The organism is Modestobacter caceresii (genome assembly GCF_000761485.1).
Classification (GTDB): domain Bacteria; phylum Actinomycetota; class Actinomycetes; order Mycobacteriales; family Geodermatophilaceae; genus Modestobacter; species Modestobacter caceresii.
In genome coordinates this window covers 1-17,691 of record NZ_JPMX01000092.1, presented here as the reverse complement: position 1 = coordinate 17,691, position 17,691 = coordinate 1, and the positions used below count along the sequence as shown (strand labels likewise).

13 protein-coding genes are annotated in these 17,691 nt (G+C 72.6%); 5 read left to right on the top strand and 8 right to left on the bottom strand.

From position 1 onward, the window contains the following. Window positions 1-330: 330 nt before the first annotated feature. Window positions 331-1,140 carry an SDR family NAD(P)-dependent oxidoreductase gene (locus tag IN07_RS19415; RefSeq protein ID WP_064972459.1) on the top strand — a complete coding sequence of 270 codons (810 nt, stop codon included), beginning with the start codon at window positions 331-333 and terminating at the stop codon, window positions 1,138-1,140. 505 nt (window positions 1,141-1,645) lie between these two features. Next, complete coding sequence (locus IN07_RS24195; RefSeq protein ID WP_052091520.1) at window positions 1,646-2,455, top strand: DUF6463 family protein; 810 nt, start codon at window positions 1,646-1,648, stop codon at window positions 2,453-2,455. 161 nt (window positions 2,456-2,616) lie between these two features. On the opposite strand, the gene IN07_RS19400 is transcribed toward IN07_RS24195, so the two are convergent. Then, complete coding sequence (locus tag IN07_RS19400) at window positions 2,617-3,273, bottom strand: response regulator (RefSeq protein ID WP_036339134.1); 657 nt, start codon at window positions 3,271-3,273, stop codon at window positions 2,617-2,619. Next, a complete protein-coding gene (locus tag IN07_RS19395) occupies window positions 3,270-4,430 on the bottom strand; it encodes a sensor histidine kinase (RefSeq protein WP_081975561.1) in 1,161 nt (386 codons plus the stop codon). Before IN07_RS19395 ends, IN07_RS19400 begins: the two co-directional genes overlap by 4 nt. Before the next feature lie 260 nt (window positions 4,431-4,690). Here IN07_RS19395 and IN07_RS19385 point away from each other — a divergent pair, with 260 nt between their 5' ends. Continuing rightward, window positions 4,691-6,115, top strand: coding sequence for an NAD(P)/FAD-dependent oxidoreductase (locus IN07_RS19385; RefSeq protein WP_052091518.1), 1,425 nt, complete (start codon window positions 4,691-4,693; stop codon window positions 6,113-6,115). A gap of 90 nt (window positions 6,116-6,205) precedes the next feature. On the opposite strand, the gene IN07_RS19380 is transcribed toward IN07_RS19385, so the two are convergent. From IN07_RS19380 to IN07_RS19365, 4 genes are all read right to left on the bottom strand, one after another. After that, window positions 6,206-7,591: an FAD-dependent oxidoreductase gene (locus IN07_RS19380; protein WP_036339130.1), complete on the bottom strand. Its 1,386-nt coding sequence runs from the start codon at window positions 7,589-7,591 to the stop codon at window positions 6,206-6,208. Between the two features lie 98 nt (window positions 7,592-7,689). After that, window positions 7,690-9,375: a response regulator transcription factor gene (locus IN07_RS19375; RefSeq protein ID WP_156119290.1), complete on the bottom strand. Its 1,686-nt coding sequence runs from the start codon at window positions 9,373-9,375 to the stop codon at window positions 7,690-7,692. Between the two features lie 630 nt (window positions 9,376-10,005). Then, window positions 10,006-10,668 carry a response regulator gene (locus IN07_RS19370; RefSeq protein WP_036339119.1) on the bottom strand — a complete coding sequence of 221 codons (663 nt, stop codon included), beginning with the start codon at window positions 10,666-10,668 and terminating at the stop codon, window positions 10,006-10,008. After that, complete coding sequence (locus IN07_RS19365) at window positions 10,665-11,804, bottom strand: sensor histidine kinase (RefSeq protein WP_036339113.1); 1,140 nt, start codon at window positions 11,802-11,804, stop codon at window positions 10,665-10,667. Before IN07_RS19365 ends, IN07_RS19370 begins: the two co-directional genes overlap by 4 nt. A gap of 173 nt (window positions 11,805-11,977) precedes the next feature. On the opposite strand from IN07_RS19365, the gene IN07_RS19360 reads away from it, so the two are divergent. Together IN07_RS19360 and IN07_RS19355 are read left to right on the top strand one after the other, a co-directional pair. After that, a complete protein-coding gene (locus IN07_RS19360) occupies window positions 11,978-14,128 on the top strand; it encodes an MMPL family transporter (protein ID WP_036339108.1) in 2,151 nt (716 codons plus the stop codon). 173 nt (window positions 14,129-14,301) lie between these two features. Next, a complete protein-coding gene (locus tag IN07_RS19355; RefSeq protein WP_036339104.1) occupies window positions 14,302-15,279 on the top strand; it encodes an AAA family ATPase in 978 nt (325 codons plus the stop codon). A 264-nt stretch (window positions 15,280-15,543) separates the two neighbouring features. Here IN07_RS19355 and IN07_RS19350 read toward each other — a convergent pair whose 3' ends face one another. Both IN07_RS19350 and phaZ read right to left on the bottom strand, forming a co-directional pair. Further along, window positions 15,544-15,927, bottom strand: a complete 384-nt coding sequence (locus IN07_RS19350; RefSeq protein ID WP_036339100.1) for a VOC family protein — start codon at window positions 15,925-15,927, stop codon at window positions 15,544-15,546. A gap of 306 nt (window positions 15,928-16,233) precedes the next feature. Beyond that, window positions 16,234-17,475 carry a polyhydroxyalkanoate depolymerase gene (phaZ, locus tag IN07_RS19345; RefSeq protein ID WP_036339095.1) on the bottom strand — a complete coding sequence of 414 codons (1,242 nt, stop codon included), beginning with the start codon at window positions 17,473-17,475 and terminating at the stop codon, window positions 16,234-16,236. Between the last annotated feature and the right edge of the window lie 216 nt (window positions 17,476-17,691).

The following is a 17,691-nucleotide window of genomic DNA, read 5'->3' as shown; positions in this document are numbered from 1 at the left end:
AGCCATGGTGGGGAGGTGGTGTCCGCCGGCACCTGTGTGGGCCCTGCGCTGCTCCTAGCGTCGTGCACGGGAAGACAGGACTTCGTCGTCGCATCCGCCGAGGCCACGCGGGGGAGGACGTCGAGGCACACGTCGCCTTCTTCGCCGACGATGCCGTACGGGTGACCAGTCGCGGGGTCTGCCATCGAGGCAAGCCCTGGAGGCTCACCTGCGCACGGTCGTCCCCTGGCGGGCTCGGTACCGCCACCGTCCGCTACGGCGGCCGGCTTGCGCATCGCCACCGGGCAGAACACCGTCCGGACCTGAGAGCTCCCGGGAGAGGCAGGGAACGTGACCGCCTGGCCGTCCTTCGTCGTCACCGGCGCCGCCCGAGGAGTGGGCCGGGCCATCGCCGAACACCTCGCCGAAGACGGTCACGTCGTGGTCATCGACGTCACCGACCGCCTCGACTGGCGACACGAGCGGGTCGAGCTCGTCACCGGGGACGCCCGCGACCCCCAGGTCACCGCCGAGGCGGCCCGCCGAGCCGAGGCCGCCGGCCCGTTGACCGGATGGGTCAACAACGCCGCCGTCTTCCGGGACGCCACCCTCACCTCGTCCTCGGCGCTGCAGGTGACCGAGCTCATCACCGCGAACCTGGCACTGACCGTCACCGGCTGCTCCGCCGCGGTCCGTCACTTCCTCGCCCACGGGCGAGCCGGAGCCATCGTCAACGTCTCCTCCCACCAGGCCCAACGCCCCGTCCGGGGCGCCTTGCCGTACGCGGCGGCGAAGGCGGCCATCGAAGGACTGACCCGCGCCGTCGCTGTGGACCACGGCCCCGACGGCATCCGCGCCAATGCCGTCGCCCTCGGCTCGATCACCACCGAGCGCTACGAGGAGTACCGGGCCCAGCACCCGGACGCCGACGACCAGATGGCGCTCCTGCACCCTCTCGGACGCGTGGGCACTTCCCGTGAGGTCGCCGCCTCGGTCGCCTTCCTGCTCTCCCCGGCAGCAGGCTTCATCAGCGGTGCCGTCCTTCCCGTCGACGGCGGCCGTGCGGCCAACGGCGCCGACCCCGAAGCCAGAGAGGTTCGACCTTCCTCGGTCCCCGGCGTGTCGACCGGGACCTCGCCCGGCGCGGGAACGGTGGGGTGACGACGCACCAGGCGATGCTGGCCACCGGGACGACGTCCGGTCCGTCCCGGGCCGGTCCTGCCCAGGCGCGGCGCATACGGGCATCCCCGTCGTCTCATGGACCCCGATGCCCCGACGCCGAAGCCCGCCCTGGGAGCGCAGCAGTCGGGCACCACGCCTCCGTACGCCTCCAGCCGCCCATGGGGCAGCCATGCCGGAAGTCATGGCCAGGAGTGCTGACCACACGCACCTGTGTCAGCGCTCGGCGCCTCCTAGCGTCGGCGACGGCAGTGGGCGAGCGCCGCCGAAGCCGCCGGCCACCACTCGCTCCATTGTCGAGACAGACCCCCCCGAGGTGTTGGAGGACAGCACGATGAAGACTCGAACCGACCGCACAGCCTGCACCGTCCCCGGGTGCGCGGCAGGTGCTGACGGTGGGCGACGCGGCGCAGCACGCCGCAGTGCCGGATCCCCGTCGGGCCGGGCGGCTGGGAGGACGGGCCGGGCCCCCACCTTGGGGCGCCGCGTGGAGGTCACCGACCCGATCGCCGCCGCCCGGCGGTATGACTACGCCGACGCCTTCGAGCTGCGGCTCGAGGGGCCGGATCGCTGCTCGCCCGAGGAATGGGTACGCGCGGGAGTGGACGCCACACCGACCTGGATCAAGCGGATCGCCGGCAACGCCGACGGCCTCGGCTCGGTCCGCATCGTCGAGTCCGATGCCGCTGTGGTCGTGCTGGAGGACTCCGACCGGCTGATGGACACCGTGATGGTCGCCCGCAATGCCGAACCGGGGCGCAGGGTGCTCACGACCGTCCTGCGGTACCGGCGGCCGGTGCTCACCCGGGCGGTCTGGGTGATCGTCGGGATCCTCCACCGGAGGACGGCGCGGCGGGTCGTGACGGGAGGGCTCCGGCAGGGGACCGCGCCGTCGGCGGCTGCCTTGAGCCGGCTCGGTGTGCCTCCTGTGCGCAGCGCGGGTCTGTGGACCATGGTGCTGGGCGTCGCGCACGTCGCCTCCGTGAACGCCTCCTATCCCGAATCCGTCCGCAGTGTCATGGACGGGGGAGTGATCGCCTCGGTCGACGCGGATCCCGTGCTCACCGAACGCAGGGCCGTGGGGTTCTGGTACGTCACATCGGGACTCCTCGTGATCGGGTTGGGCGCGATCGTCCGGGGTCACGAGAAGGTGCACGGACGCCCGCCTCCCGCGACGGCCACGGTCCTCGTCGCGACCGGGCTGTGGGGCGCCCTCCTGATGCCGGTCTCGCCCTTCTGGCTGTTCCTGCCCATCGCATGGCTGGCGCGCCGGTCCGCGAACTCCCGCGGGCGATGACGCAGGAGTCGCGAGGGTCGTAGGCGGCGCGGCGTCGACCGGTGGCTCACGACCGAGGTCCACGCCGGCACCCCCTGCGCGAGTCGGCTCGAACCCGCTGACCCGTTGGCAGCTACCCCGGTCTCCGACTCCCACCTGCTGAGCAAGGCTGTCTCGTACCACTAGGTGAGGAGCCTGAGCTCGAGCGCGCGGAGGACGGCTCGAGTGCGATCCCGCACCCCCAGTTTGAGCAGGACGCTGGACATGTGGTTCTTCACCGTCCCCTCGGCCAGGTGCAGTCCGTGGGCGATCTCCCGGTTGGACCACCCGGCGGCTGCGAGCCGCAACACGTCGACCTCGCGGGCAGTGAGCGGCTCCGGCCGCTGGATTCCCTCGATGATCTCTGGCCGCTCGACCATCGCCCGCAGGAGTCGCTCGGTGAGCGCCGGCTGCAAGACCGTGCCACCCGAGGCGAGAGACCGCACGGTGTTCACGAGTTGCTCCAGGGTGACGTCCTTGAGCAGGTAGCCACGGGCGCCGCCGCGCAGGGCCTGCAGCACGAGTTCCTCGTCGTCGAACGTGGTCAGCACCAGCACGGGGACGTGGACGTCGCGCTCGCGCATCGCCGCCAGCGTGGCGATGCCGTCGCGGCCGGGCATGCGCAGGTCCAGGAGCAGGACGTCCACGTCGCACTCGTCGAGCAGACGCAGGGCCTCATCACCGTCGGCGCCCTCGCCGACCACCTCGACCTCCGGGGTGAGAGCGAGGAGGCCGCGGATGCCTTGTCGCACCAGCGTCTGGTCGTCGACGAGGAGGACGCGGACCGGCGCGTCGGTCATGTCGATGGTCCTGCGGGGATCCTCGCCGGCAGACGTCCGGTTGCAGTGAAGCCGTGGCCGGGGCTGGAGACGACGTGCAGGCTGCCACCGAGTGCCTGGAACCGTTCCCGCATCCCGGTCAAGCCGTTCCCAGGGACGATGACCGCGGTACCCCAGCCGTCGTCCCGTGTCTCGACGCAGATGCCCGAGGCGTCGGCGACGACGGCGACGTGCAGGTGGTTCGCCCCCGAGTGCCGCAAGGTGTTCGTGATGGCCTCCTGCACGCAGCGCAGCACCGCCTGGGCCTGGTCTCCCTCGACCGGGCCCGCCTCCACGTGCAGGGACACCTCGAGTCCCGGCACGTCACGTGCCAGGGAGTGGAGCATGGGTTCGAGGAGGTGCCCGCTCTCCCGCATCCGGCCGACGGTCGCACGGACGTCACCGAGCAGGTCCTTGGCGATCGTCCGGGCCCGGGTCACGTGCTCGCCCTCCTCTTCGCCGACCAGATGAGAGGCGACCTCGAGTTCCAGGACGAGTGCGGTGAGCTTGTGACCGACCACGTCGTGGAGGTCGCGCGAGATGCGCAGCCGTTCGGCGTCCCGGCTCGTCACCTCGAGCAGCGTGTAGGCGGCGCGCAGTTCGGCGTGGACGACGGCGAGGTCCGTGCGGGCCTCTGCCTCCCGCCGCGCCGTCCGCACCAGCAGCGCGGCGAAGAACTGGAAGCTGCCGTCCGCCAGCACGGAGAGCACCAGCAGGGAGAGGGGCCAGCCCTTGGTCGCCACACCGATGCCGAAGGCCAGCCCCACTGCAGAGGTCTGGAGGGCGATGACGGCCACGACGGCGCGCGATGGCCAGACGAATGCCGCGCCCGCCGCCGTGACGACCAGCACGATCGCGGTCCAACCGGGGTCTGGGAACAGCATGAAGACGGCGATGCCGAGCACGACCGCCGCGACGACCAACGCGTCGTCGGCCACCCCGGGCGGCCGCGGTAGCCAATCGCCGATGACGAGGAAGACCAGGACGTAGAGGAGGTAGGCCGTCCACCACCACGCCGGGTGGGCGGGCGAGGAGCCCGGCTCGTGGTCCAACTGCGCCATGAGCACCACCGCGCCCACGGCGACGAGCGAGACGAGCGCGGCTACGGCGATGGTCCGCACCGCGGCCCGGGACATCATGGCTGCCACCTCCCACCCGGAGCGTAGGGACGGCGAGGCCCTTGTGCGGGTGCCGGAAGTCATGGCCGGGACCGGTTACCGCCGGCACCTGTGTGGCGCGGGTGGCCTCCCTACCGTCATCCAGGCACGACACACCGCGGACCAGCAGACCGCCGTTGGCTCGTGACCACTGGGATCGCCTCCTCGGCTGCGGCTGACGGCGGGGCCTGGTCACCCACCCGCCGTGCATGAATCCATCCCACTCGTCACGTGGAGCAACGATGAACAACCAGCACCGCACGCACCCACGGCCACGGGTCGTGGTGATCGGGTCGGGTTTCGGGGGGCTGTTCGCCACCAAGGCCCTGCGCCGCGCCCACGTCGAGGTCACGCTGATCGACGCGACCGGTCACCACCTGTTCCAACCCCTCCTCTACCAGGTGGCGACCGGGATCCTGTCCGAGGGGGAGATCGCCGCACCGACCCGGGAGATCCTTCGCCGGCAACAAAATGCCCGCGTCGTCCTGGGTGAGGTGACCGGCATCGACCTCACCGCCCGCACGGTCACCTCGAACGTCCTCGGTCGCACGACGGTGCACGGCTACGACGAGCTGATCGTGGCCGCCGGGGCCGGCCAGTCCTACTTCGGCAACGACCGGTTCGCCGAGTTCGCGCCCGGCCTGAAGAGCATCGACGACGCGCTCGAACTGCGTGGCCGGATCTTCGGGGCCTTCGAGTTGGCCGAGCTGGCCGAGACCCAGGGAGAGATCGACCGGCTGCTGACCTTCGTCGTCGTGGGCGCCGGTCCGACGGGTGTGGAGATGGCCGGTCAGGTCGCCGAGCTGGCGCGGCGGACCCTGCGCGAGGACTTCCGCCACGTCGACCCGACCAGCGCCCGGGTCGTGCTGCTGGATGCCTCCCCGGGCGTGTTGCCGGCTTTCGGGGAGAAGCTCGGTGGCCTCGCTCGCCGTCGGCTGAGCGGCATGGGCGTAGAGGTCCACGTCGGCGCCACGGTCACCGATGTCGACACCGACGGCATCGAGATGGAGGACGGCGATGGCCACGGCCACCGGTTCGACGCCGCGACCACGATCTGGGCTGCCGGAGTGCAAGCCAGCCCCCTCGCCCGCATCCTGGCCGACCAGTCCGGCGCGGAGATCGACCATGCCCGACGGATCGTCGTGCAGCCGGACCTCACGCTGCCCGGCCATCCCGAAGTGCACGTCGTGGGTGACATGGCGGCGTTGGACGGACTACCCGGGGTGGCTCAGGTGGCCATCCAGGGCGGCAGGTACGCCGCGGACGCGATCGAGCGCCGGCGCGCCGGAAAGCGCCCGCGGGGGCCCTTCCGGTACCTCGACAAGGGCTCGATGGCCACGGTCTCCCGCTTCTCCGCCGTCGTGCAGATCGGTAGCGTCGAGTTCGGGGGCTTCCTCGCCTGGGTGATGTGGCTGGCCGTTCACCTCTTCTACATGGTCGGCTTCAGGAGCCGCATCACCACTGTGCTGCACTGGATGGTCAGCTTCCTCGGCCGCGGCCGCGCCCAGCGGGTGGCCACCCAGCAGCAGGTCTACGGCCGCCTGGCCATGGAGCGCCTGTTCGAGGAGTTCGAGGCGGCGGGAATCGGGCCTGGCAGTCCCAGGGTGTCATCGGGACCGGCGCCAGCCGTCACCGGTCGTGGGGCCGCGTCGTCCGGGGGTGGCTGAAGCCGGCCGTCGTCCTGGGCGCACCGCCACCTGAGGCTCATGGCCACGGCCGCCATCGCCATGCCTCCATGGACACCGATCGAGCGTGGCTCAGGACGTGCTTGGTCGGACCGTCTCAGAAGCAGGACGGCGTTGCGCCGCCGTTGCGCCGTTCAGGCGGGACCCGCCCAGCACGCGCCGGAGCACCTGCGGGCGCATCAGCCGTTGCGGACGATCGAGCATCCCGATGACCCGGATGAGCGCCGTCGCCACCACCGGGTCGTGGTGCGCGACCGGCAGCAGGCGCTGCAGGTAGGCGGTGGTCAGCCGCCACGACGGCGGCCGCGGCCCCTCGACCTCGGGGTGGGTGAGGTCGCCGCCCGCCGCGAGGTCCCAGGCGTCCTGCACGGCCCACCGAGCCGCCGACAGCACCCGGGGACCGATGTGGTCCAGGCTGTGCGCGCCCAGGACGCGGCGCAACTCCAGGGCCTCGATGATCGCCACGGTCATGCCCTGACCGAAGCGCGGATCGAAGGAGCAGACCGCGTCACCGGCGACGAGGTACCTCTCGGGCAGGCGCCGCAGCCGGTCGTAGCGGTGGCGGGAGAAGGAGGGGAAGGCAGCCCGGACGGCCTCCCCGGTCGGTGCCCCGCCCGAGATGACCTCGTGGACGTCGCCGTTCCAGAGCCCGGCGGCGTAGTCGGTGAAGCCGGTCAGGTCCGCGGGCGGACGCTCGCCGAGCATCCCGATGAGCGTGACCAGCCAGCGTCCCTCCTCGACCGCCAGGGCCACGCCACCGCGGCGTCCGTCGTGCGGGACGTCCACCAGCACGTTGCGGCTCCCGCCCAGGTCTCCGGGACTCCTGCGGAACAGGCGCGTGGTGTAGTGGACGTCGACCTTCAGGCGCTCTTCGGCCGGCGGCGGATACCCCAGGTCCGCGAGCCAGCGCGGTGACCGGGAGCCCCGGCCCGTGGTGTCGACGACCAGGTCGACCTCCAGGGTGCGTTCCTCGGCCGGAGCAGCCTCCGACCGCAGCCGCACGCCGGTGACCCGGCACCGGTCGTCGGTGGTCAGCAGCTCGCGGGCGGTCCAGCCGTCGAGCACCTCGACACCAGCGAGCGCCAGCACCCGGGCGCGGACGACGTCCTCGATCAGGGGGTGCGTCGCCCCGGTGATGTGGAAGTCGGAACCCCTCAGCGCCAGCCGGCCACCGCCCATGTGGAAGCGCCACTCCGGCGACCCGATGAGTTCGGCCCCGTGGCCGGACAGATCGTCGACCACCCCAGGGAGCAGTTCCTCCAGGCGGGTCAGCCCTCCGGGCACGAGCAGGTGGATGTGCTGCCCCTGCGGCACGCCGCGCCGGGTCTCGGCCCGGGCGGGCAGGGAGTCCCGCTCGACCAGCGTGACACGGTCGAAGTGCTCGGCCAGCGGTACGGCGTGCGCGAGCCCGGCCATGCCGGCGCCCAGAACGATCGCGTGCTTCCCCAGGTGGTCCACGGCCCCTCCTCGGTTCGGCGGTGCTCTGGGTTCCCACGCTAGGAAGGACCCGGGCTGCCCCGCGTCGGCCGATCGGTGCATCTGCGCGCCGGTTGGGGCTACACCGTCCTGTGCACGTCCCCGTGCACCAGGTGGTGCTCGTAGGCGTAGGCCGTGACCGCGGCTCGGTTGGGGAGGCCGAGCTTGGTGAAGGCGTTGTGGAGGTGGCGTGCCACGGTCTTGTCGCTGATGACCAGCCGCTCGGCGATCGCGCGGTTCGTGTGGCCGGCAGCCACCAGCCGGATCACGTCCAGCTCGCGCGAGGTCAGCCGAGTTGCCGGACCAGGTGCCGGCTGGGCCGTCGAGCCCTCGAGCTCACGTGCGGCACCGGTCGCCTGGAAGACCCGCTCGGCCGCGGCTTCCTCCAGCGCCGCGGTCTCGTCGTCGCCGAGCGCGCGCAGGGCCCGGGCGAGCAGGATGCGGGTCCGGGCCAGCTCCCAGGGCGCGGACAGCTGCATCCAGCCCGCGCGGGCGTCGCCGAGCGCCTGGAGCGCTGGTGCGTACCGCCCCTCGTCCACGGCCACCGCCCCGCGGGCGCGGGCAGCCATGGACCTGACCGCGCCCGTGCGGACGACGTCCGCCACCCCGTCCAGCTCCACGCACGCCGCGCGGGCCGCCGCGACGTCTCCCGCCGCGAGCATGACCTCCACGTACGTGTCCAGCAGCAGCACACGCGGCCGGGGGGCGCGGAGCTCCGACACGACACCCGGGAGGTCGGGGGAGGACGCCTGGACGGCGCAGCGCATCGCAGTGGCCGCTGCCTCCGTGCGTCCCTGGGCCAACCACAGCAACGCGAGGCCGGGGTGCGGGTCGTGGCCGACGGCGATGGCCTCCTCGTAGGACGCCTCGGCGAGCGCGTCCTCTCCTCTCAGCCGGTGGAGCTCGCCGCGCTGGTAGTGGGCCATCCCGGCCGCTGGATCCGACGAGCCGGTCAGCCACCGGCAGGCGCGGTCGATCTCGATGACCGCCTGGTCCCAGTCGCCCCGCCACCGGGCGAGCTCGGATCGGTGCACCAGGCACTGGCCCCGGAAGGGCACGAGATCCGGATGCGCATCGCACCAGCTCTCCAGGTCCGCCGTCCACATCTGGGCCCGCCGCAGGTCGAGAACCTGCTGGCACGCGATGATCGCTGCGCAGTAGACGATGCCGACCGCGATCGGCGAGGCGCAGCCGGTCCCGACCGTCACCATGGCCTCGTCGAGGTGGGCCAGCCCCCGCGCGGTCTCGCCGGTGCGGATCAGCGCCTGCCCCTGCCCGAGGCAACCGAGCGTGGACAGGTCAGCATCGCCGAAGCGCTCGCCGATGGCGGCCGCGTCCGCGAACGCGCGGAGTGCGCCCTGGGGATCACCGCCGTCCAGGTCCCGGAGGGCCGCCGGGAGCAGGAGGTAGCCACGCTCGGCGCAGTTCCGAGGCGCTCGCTCACCGAGGATCCTGTGCGCCCGGGCGAACCAGCCGTTCCCGCGTGCCTCGTCGTCCCGGGCGGTGCTCAGGACGAGGCCCAGCCAGAACGCGCACCGGACGGCCGGCAGCACCTCTCCGCGGTCGAGGAAGGCGTGGTACGCCCGTTCCCAGCCGGCGTCAGCCACCTCGTCCCGGCCGGTGAGACAAGCGCTCAATGCCAGCCGCTGCAGATCTTCCGGTTCAGCCAGACCACCCCGGGAGTCCACGGCGACGAGCAGCCTGCAGGTGACGTCCCAGGCCTGGACGTCCATGGCCGCACGGGCCTGCTCGAGCGCTTCCACCACGCTTCCCATGGTGCGGCGGCGTGGCCGTCCGCGGTACCCGGACCTGCCGCCCATGGACGCCGGACCCCCGCGGTCGGTGACCGAGGGGTCCACTGCTGGTGTCCGAGGCGCGACACGGTACTTCCGCACGCGCCTCCACCCGTGCGCACGAACGGGTCAGCCACAGGCATCCGCGCGGTGCGAGATGCGCACGACCCGGACGCGGTACTGGCCCCGCCGTGCGGACCAACGGCCATCGAGCTCGAAGCGCAGGGGCTTGCCGCCGCGGTGGGGATCCGAGGCCAGCGGGCCGTAGAGGGAGACCGACGACCGCCACTGCCACCGGCTGGGGGAGGTCGCGCTAGGTCGCCCGCTTGGCGGCCGCGGAGAGGACGACGGTGTAGGTCCGCGGACCGGTCACCGGCGCTGAGCGGCGAGAGCCGCCGCACCTGCGCCTCGTCGAGTGGGTTGGCCACCGACGTGACACGTCGGTGCACTTGTCACGCGACGTACCACCTGTTTCGTCGTGGGGGCGTGGGCCAACGCATGGACATGTCCAGGGCCACCCCATCCGGCTTCCGAGCTCCATGGGGGAAGGCTTCTGCCCGCACTGTGGGCCGCCCGGACGGGCCGACTGACGTCGCCCGGCGTTCAGGCGCCCGGCTCGACGAGCCCCGCCTCGTAGGCGAACACCACCACCTGGGCGCGGTCGCGCAGGCCGAGCTTGGTGAGCACGCTCGACACGTGCGACTTCACCGTCGCCGCCCCGATGTACAGCTCGCGCGCGATCTCGGCGTTGCTCCGCCCTCTCGCGACGGCGGTGACGACGTCGCGCTCGCGGGCGGTCAGGCTCTCCAGCCGTCCGGCGAGGGCAGTGTCGGGCGAGCGCTGCGCCGCGAACCGCTCGATCAGCCGCCGGGTGATCGACGCCGCCAGCAGCGCGCCGCCGTCGGCCACCGTGCGGACGGCAACGACCAGCTGCTCGGGCGGCAGGTCCTTGAGGAGGAAGCCGCTCGCTCCCGCCCGCAGCGCCCGGTAGACGTACTCGTCCGGCTCGAACGTCGTGAGGATGAGCACCCGCACCGCGTCGCCGAGCTCGGCGACGATGCGCGCCGTGGCCTCCAGGCCGTCCATCTCCGGCATGCGGATGTCCATCAGCACGACGTCGGGCCGGTCCCGGCGGGCGACGTGGATCGCCTCGACGCCGGTGCCGGCCTCCGCGACGACCTCGATGTCCGGCTGGTGGTTCAGCACCATCGCGAACGCGCCACGCACGAGCGCCTGGTCGTCGACGACGGCCACCCGGATCGTCATGCCGCCCCGCCGTCGAGCGGCAGGCGGGCCCGCGCGGCGAACCCGCCGTCCGGACGCGGGCCGACGTCGAGGGAGCCGCCGAGCAGCTGCGCGCGCTCGCGCATGCCGACGATGCCGTGCCCGGCGCCGGGCAGCGACGTCGCTCCGCTGCCGTCGTCGCTCACCTCCACGACGAGATCCCGTCCCTCAGTCGTGAGCCGGACGCCGGTGCGTGCGCCGGGACCCGCGTGCTTCACCACGTTCGTCAGGCACTCCTGCACGATGCGGTACGCCGACAGCTCCACCCGCGCAGGCAGCCCGCAGGTCACGCCGTCGATGTCCAGGTCGACGTCCAGGCCTGCCTCGCGCATCCGCGCCACCATCGCGGGGAGGTCGGCCAGGCCGGGCTGGGGGGCGGTGTCGTCCGTGACGGCGGACGGGCGCAGCACGCCGAGCAGGTACCGCAGCTCGTCCAGCGCCTGCCGGCCGGCCTCCTCGACCGCGCCCATCGCGCGCGCGGCCGCCACCGGGTCGTCCGCCGCGACGGTCTTGGCCGCCCCGGCCTGCACGGTCATCAGGCTGACCCGGTGGGCGACGACGTCGTGCAGCTCGCGCGCGATGCGGGACCGCTCCTCGGTCACGATGCGACGCTCCCGCTCCCTCAGCTCACGCTCCTGCAGCACGGCGCGCTCGGCGCGCAGCCGGAGCCGGCGGCCGACGTACCAGACCGCGAAGAAGATGACGACGCCGAACCCGACCCCGCTCCACGGGACGTCGCCGGTGACGCCGTCGAGCACCAGCACGACGAGCGCGACGTCGACCCCGACGTGTCCCCACCGCTCGACCGACCCGTAGCGCCCGAGGGCGTACAGGGCGAAGAGCGCATGGCCGCCGAGGTCGGCGTGGCCGCTGCCGAGGGTCAGCGCCCACGCGGCGAGGACGACGGCGAGGACGACGACAGGTGCATGGCGGCGCCAGTACAGCGCGCCGCTGCCGACGGCGAACAGCAGCACGACCCAGAGCGGGACGTCGCCGAGGTCGCGCAGCACCCACGAGTCGTCCGGCCCGGTCGTGAAGAACACCGTGAGCACGAACAGCACCGCGGCGAGGACGGCGTCGGCCGCCCGCGGCCAGCGGGTGAACGGGCCGGGTCGCATGCGCTGAACGTAGGCGCGCCCGGCGCTGCTGTCGCCGGTCCGGAGTCGGGCGCCGGTCTCCTCCTCCAGGGGGAGACGGCGCCGCCCCGAGCCCGTCCCGCGCCGGGCGACGGCAGCGCGGCTCTCGCGGACAGTCCGAGGTGACCGCCTCCCACCGACTCCCTGGAGCGACCATGAACGGCTGGATCCGACGGATCGGCACCGCGAGCGCCCGCCGCCCGAAGCGGACGATCGGTGCCTGGGCCCTGCTCGCCGCGCTCGTCGTCGCGCTCTCGAGCACGCTCGGCGGCGCCTACCTCGACGACTTGACCGTGCGGGGCAGCGACAGCGCCGCCGCCACCGAGCTGCTCGAGCAGGGCTTCCCCGAGGCGGCCGTCGGCTCCGCCGTCGCGGTGTTCGCCGCGCCCGAGGGCGAGCTCCTCACCGGCTACCGGGACGACGTCGAGGCAACGCTCGTTCAGCTGCGCGCGGTGGAGCGCGTCACCGCGGTGACCGAGCCCTTCGCGAGCGGCGCCGTCTCGCCCGACGGGCAGATCGGCTTCGCCGACATCGTCATGGACGCGCCGTCCGGAGAGCTCGGGCCGGAGCCGGCCGAGGCGCTCGCCGCGGCCCTCGCCCCGGCGCGCGACGCCGGGCTCACCGCTGAGGTCGGCGGTGAGGCGGTGTTCCTCAACACCGAGCCCGAGCCGTCGGGCGCCGAGGCGGTCGGCGTCCTCGTCGCGTTGGTCGTCCTCGTCGTCGCGTTCGGCACGGTGGTGGCCGCGCTCGTGCCGATCGCGTTGGCGCTGATCGCGGTGGCCGCCGGGCTCAGCGGCATCACCTTGCTCGCCGGCGCGATGGACGTCTCCACCTCCGGGCCGGTGATCGCCGCGATGGTCGGGCTCGGCGTCGGCATCGACTACGCGCTGTTCCTGGTGTCCCGCTACCGCGAGAACCGGATCGCGGGCCAGGACAACGCGACGGCCCTGTCGGCCGCGATGGGCACCTCCGGCACCGCGGTGTTCTTCGCCGGCGTGACCGTGGTGCTCGCCATGGCCGCCCTCGTGCTGACCGGCATGGGCGTGCTCGCGTCGATCGGCCTCGCGACGTCGCTCGTCGTGCTGTTCGCCGTGGCGACGGCGCTCACCCTGCTGCCCGCGCTGCTGTCGCTGCTCGGCGACCGCATCGACGCCGGTCGGGTGGTCGGACGGCGGCGTCCCGCGCGTCCCGTCGAGGCGACCGTCTGGTGGCGGCTGTCCCACCGCATCTCCGCGCGGCCCTGGCCGTACCTGGTCGTGGCGTCGCTGCTGCTCCTGACGCTGGCCGCGCCCGCGCTGTCGATGAAGACCGGCTTCCCCGACGCCGGCGACGCGCCGGTGGGCACCACGCACCGGCAGGCGCACGACCTGCTCACCGAGGGCTTCGGGCCCGGCATCAACGCGCCGCTGCTCGTCGTCGCCGACCTCTCGGGCTCCGGCCTGGGCGTGGACGACGTCCCGCTGCTCGCCGAGCGCATCGCAGCCGACCCCGGCATCGGCTCGGTCGCCGAGGCGAGGCTCTCCACGGACGGCGACACCGCCGTGCTGACGGCGCTGCCGACCACCGCGCCGGCCGACCCGGCCACAGCGCGGACGCTCGAGCGGATCCGGTCCAGCGCGCCCGACGGCGTGCACGTGACCGGCCAGGCCGCCCTCGCGATCGACCTGGACACCTCGCTCAGCTCGACCCTGCCGCTGCTGCTGGGGTCGGTCCTGGCCGCGTCGTTCCTGCTGCTGGTCGTGGTGTTCCGGTCCGTCACGGTCGCCCTCAAGGCCGTGGTCATGAACCTGCTGTCGATCGGCGCGGCCTACGGCGTCGTCGTCGCGGTCTTCCAGTGGGGCTGGCTGGGCGGCCTGATCGGGCTCGAGGGCACCTACCTCATCGCCTCGCCGCTGCCGGCCATCTTCTTCGCCGTGCTGTTCGGCCTGTCGATGGACTACGAGGTCTTCCTCGTCTCGCGCATCCGCGAGGCCTACGACGCCTCCGGGGACAACGTCGAGGCGGTCGCGCGCGGGCTGGCGTCCAGCGCCCGCGTCATCACCTGCGGAGCGCTCATCATGACGGCGGTGTTCCTGTCGTTCGTCGCGACCCCGGAACCGTTCGTCAAGATGATCGGCCTGGGGCTCGCCGTCGCCATCGCGCTCGACGCGACGGTGGTGCGCATGGTGCTCGTGCCGGCGACGATGGCGCTGCTGGGCAAGGCCAACTGGTGGCTGCCGGGGTGGCTCGACCGGCTGCTCCCCGTGGTGCGTGTGGAAGGCGAGGTCGAGGCGACTCCCGCGCGGGTGCCGGTGCCGGTCGGCTGAGCCGGCTCGACATCGCGCCGGGCCACGTCAGGCGGGGGCGCCCGCCGCGACGTGGTCCGTCTCGCGGCGTCCCAGCAGGTCGGTGTCGAGGTGGAGCTCACCGAGTTCGGCCGCCGAGGCCGCGGCGGTACTGGCGATGGGCTCGCTGCCTCCATGGCCCATAAGCTCCCGGCATGGCTTCCAACCGCAAGCCACTCGACGACCTGCGTGAGACCGTCGGTCGCCTGGGGGATCAACTGCCGCGGTCCGGTCTGCGGGGCGTGGACGACCTGGTGAGCGACCTCTTCGGCGGCCGCCCCGGGCCGGCTCGGCCGCTGGCGGCGATCCAGGCGGAGCTCGATGGGCTCATCGGGCTCGAGGCGGTGAAGGAGCAGGTGCGGGCGCTCGTCGCCTTCCTGCAGGTGCAGGCGCGCCGCAAGGTGCACGGCCTGCCCGAGGCGGCGACGTCCCAGCACCTCGTGTTCCTCGGGAACCCAGGTACGGGCAAGACCACGGTGGCGCGGCTCCTGGCCGAGATGTACCGGGCGGTCGGGTTGCTGCAGAAGGGCCACCTGGTGGAGGTCGATCGGGCTGCCCTGGTCGGGCAGTACGTCGGGGCGACCGCGATCAAGACCGACCGCGTGGTCCGCCGGGCACTCGACGGTGTCCTCTTCATCGACGAGGCCTACTCGCTGGCCCCGGAGGGCGACGGCCGGCTGGACTTCGGGCCCGAGGCGGTCGAGGTCCTGCTCAAGCGCATGGAGGACCACCGCCATCGCCTGGTGGTGATCGTGGCCGGCTACCCCCGGCTCATGGAGTCGTTCCTGCGCTCGAACCCCGGCCTCCGCTCGCGGTTCGCTCGCGAGATCGAGTTCCCCGACTACTCGACGGAGGAACTCGAAGCGATCTTCACCAACATCGTGGCCCAGCACGAGTACGTCCTGGAGCCCGGTGCTGAGGTGACGCTCCGCCGCACCCTCGCTGGCCTGAGTTCCGATGAGGAGTCCGGCAACGCGCGCTTCGCGCGCACGCTGTTCGAACAGGCGCTCAACCGCCAGGCGCTGCGGCTGACGCGGGACAAGGGCCGGAGTGTGGATGCGCTCGACCGTGCCGACGTGTCGACGCTGACCGCGAGCGACATCGCCGAGGCTGTCCGCACGCTGGGCGAGTAGTCGACGTGTGGAGCCGAACTCTCCGATGGCGACGCTGGCTCGGGTGACGTCCAGGACGGTGGTGACGTCCCGGCTGTGACCCGAGCCTCCGGCGAGCCGTCGATCTCGTGCCGACAGCCGGTCGGACGCCGATCCACCGGCCGCAGCCGTCACGCCCGTCCGTCCGCTGCGCCCGCTGTGCCCGCCGCGTCCGGGCGGTCGCGACACCTCGGCGGTCCCGCCGGTGGCGGCCCGGCATGCCGGTTGGCGTGCGCCGATGGGGGTTCAGCGCTGGTCGCGACGCAGCGGGTGGTCGTCGGGGACCTCGACCACGGCGATCCGGACGCCGTCGGGGTCCTCGATCCACATCTCGACCAGTCCCCAGGGTTCGGCTCGAGGCGGTCGCGTCACCGTGACACCGGCGTCCGCCAGCCGCTCGTGTTCCTGGGCGACGTCCCGTACCTGCAACCAGAGACCGAGCCCCACAGGTGGCTGCTCGGCATGACCGGAGACCTCGAGCAGGCCGTTGCCCAGGAAGTAGACGACGCCGCGATGCTCCGGTGGGCCGAACTCCCGGTAGACGGCCAGGCCGAGGACGTCGCCGTAGAACGCATGTGACCGCGCCGGCTCGGTCGGTCGCAGCAGGATGCGGCTGCTCAGGACCTCCATCGCAGCATCTTCCGTCAGGCCATGTCCTCGAGCTGCTTGCCCGTCGTTTGCGGCACTCGCCGAGCATTACCCACACCGCCGGGCCCCAGGACACTCCGAAGAACACGACGAAGAGGTTGGCCGCGACGAACGCCACCGGTCCTGGACAAGGCAGCCGATGCAGAAGTGCAGGGAGCCGGTGGACATGCCGATGGCGAGGACAGACGAAACCGGGATGTTGGCCGAGACCCTGGCGCGGGCGAGGAGCTCACGACCCAACGGCGCGGACCGAAGGCCACCGCCACCTCCGGCCAGTGCCGGGGCGGCTCAGGCTGAGGGGGCCAGCGGCTCCCGGCACTCGACCTCGGCGATGAAGTCACGGAGGACGGGGTAGACCTCCGCCTCCCAACGGGAGCCACTGAACACGCCGTAGTGGCCGACCCCAGGCTGCAGGTGCTGGTGCTTGCGGTGGTCCGGGAGCCCGGTGCAGAGGCCGTGCGCGGCCAGGGTCTGGCCGGGCGAGCAGATGTCGTCCCGGGCACCTTCGATGGTGAGCAGGTCGGTGCTGGTGATGGCCCCCGGATCGACCGGGATGTCCCGCCAGGTGAGCCGCCCGGTGGCCAGCCGGTTCTCCTGGAAGATGCGGCCGACCGTCTCGAGGTAGAACTCCGCAGGGACGTCCATCACCGCGCCGTACTCGTCGTAGAAGGCGCGGGTCGTGGCCGCCCTTTCGTCTTCGCCGGTCACCAGGTCGAGGTAGAGCCGGAGGTGGGCCCCCAGGTGCCGCTTGGGGTTCATCGACATGAAGGCCGTCAGTTGGACGACGCCCGGGTACACCCGGCGGCCGGCGCCGGCGTACCGCGCCGGCACGGTGTCGATGAGTCTGCGTTCGAAGGAGGACAGCGGTCTGGTCGCGGCCATCGTGTTGATCCGGTTGGGGTTCACCCGGGTGTCGACCGGTCCGGCCATCAGCGTCAGGCTGCTCGGCTGGGCCACGTCGCCCTCGGCGGCGAGCAGTGCGACAGCCGCCAGGACGGGGACGGCGGGCTGACACACCGCGACGACGTGGGTGTCCGGACCGAGGTGACGGAGCGCCTGCATGACGTGCTCGATGTACTCGTCGAGCCCGAACCTGCCGTCCGCGACGGGGATGTCCCGGGCGTTGTGCCAGTCCAGGACGTGCACGTCGTGGTCGCCCAGCAGGGTCTGGATGGTGGGCCGGATCAGCGTCGTGAAGTGCCCCGACATCGGCCCGACGACGAGCACGCGTGGCTGCCCGGTCACCGACGGCTTCTGGAAGTGGATGAGCGTGGCGAACGGCGTCCGGAGCGTCGGGTGCTCCGTCACGACGGCCATCTGGGCGCCTACCGGGACAGCGTCGATCCCGAATGGCGGACGGTCGTGGGTGGGACGGGCATGGGCGAGGATGTCGCAGGCTGCCCGGGCGTGACGGACGCCCCACCCGGCGAGCGGGGCCGGCACCGCGTTCAGCGCCCGTGCGGTCCTCTCCGACGCGGTCACCAGCGGAGAGGCGATGCGGCGCTGGAGGTCGTAGGCGGTGTAGAGCATGCGGTCCTGTCCTCGCGACGGAGCGGGCGCGGGGTGACGCACCTCACGTGTCAGCCACTGTATCCGTGGCCCCGAGGCAGGTCGCGTCGACGCGCACCAGCTCGGTGCGAGTTCGTCCGTGCCTCCTCTCAGCGGGCGTCCGGGAACCGTTCGCTCAGGGTCAAGTCCGCTGGCGTGGTGTGTGACGGCTACCGCGTGATCTTCATGTCTGGTCAG

What these genes read in the sequence shown, in the direction of transcription:
- IN07_RS19385 (WP_052091518.1), top strand. Translation starts at nt 4,691, where the DNA reads ATGAACAACCAGCACCGCACGCACCCACGGCCACGGGTCGTGGTGATC.
- IN07_RS19395 (WP_081975561.1), bottom strand. Translation starts at nt 4,430, where the DNA reads ATGATGTCCCGGGCCGCGGTGCGGACCATCGCCGTAGCCGCGCTCGTC.
- IN07_RS19360 (WP_036339108.1), top strand. Translation starts at nt 11,978, where the DNA reads ATGAACGGCTGGATCCGACGGATCGGCACCGCGAGCGCCCGCCGCCCG.
- IN07_RS19370 (WP_036339119.1), bottom strand. Translation starts at nt 10,668, where the DNA reads ATGACGATCCGGGTGGCCGTCGTCGACGACCAGGCGCTCGTGCGTGGC.
- IN07_RS19365 (WP_036339113.1), bottom strand. Translation starts at nt 11,804, where the DNA reads ATGCGACCCGGCCCGTTCACCCGCTGGCCGCGGGCGGCCGACGCCGTC.
- IN07_RS19355 (WP_036339104.1), top strand. Translation starts at nt 14,302, where the DNA reads ATGGCTTCCAACCGCAAGCCACTCGACGACCTGCGTGAGACCGTCGGT.
- IN07_RS19350 (WP_036339100.1), bottom strand. Translation starts at nt 15,927, where the DNA reads ATGGAGGTCCTGAGCAGCCGCATCCTGCTGCGACCGACCGAGCCGGCG.
- phaZ (WP_036339095.1), bottom strand. Translation starts at nt 17,475, where the DNA reads ATGCTCTACACCGCCTACGACCTCCAGCGCCGCATCGCCTCTCCGCTG.
- IN07_RS19400 (WP_036339134.1), bottom strand. Translation starts at nt 3,273, where the DNA reads ATGACCGACGCGCCGGTCCGCGTCCTCCTCGTCGACGACCAGACGCTG.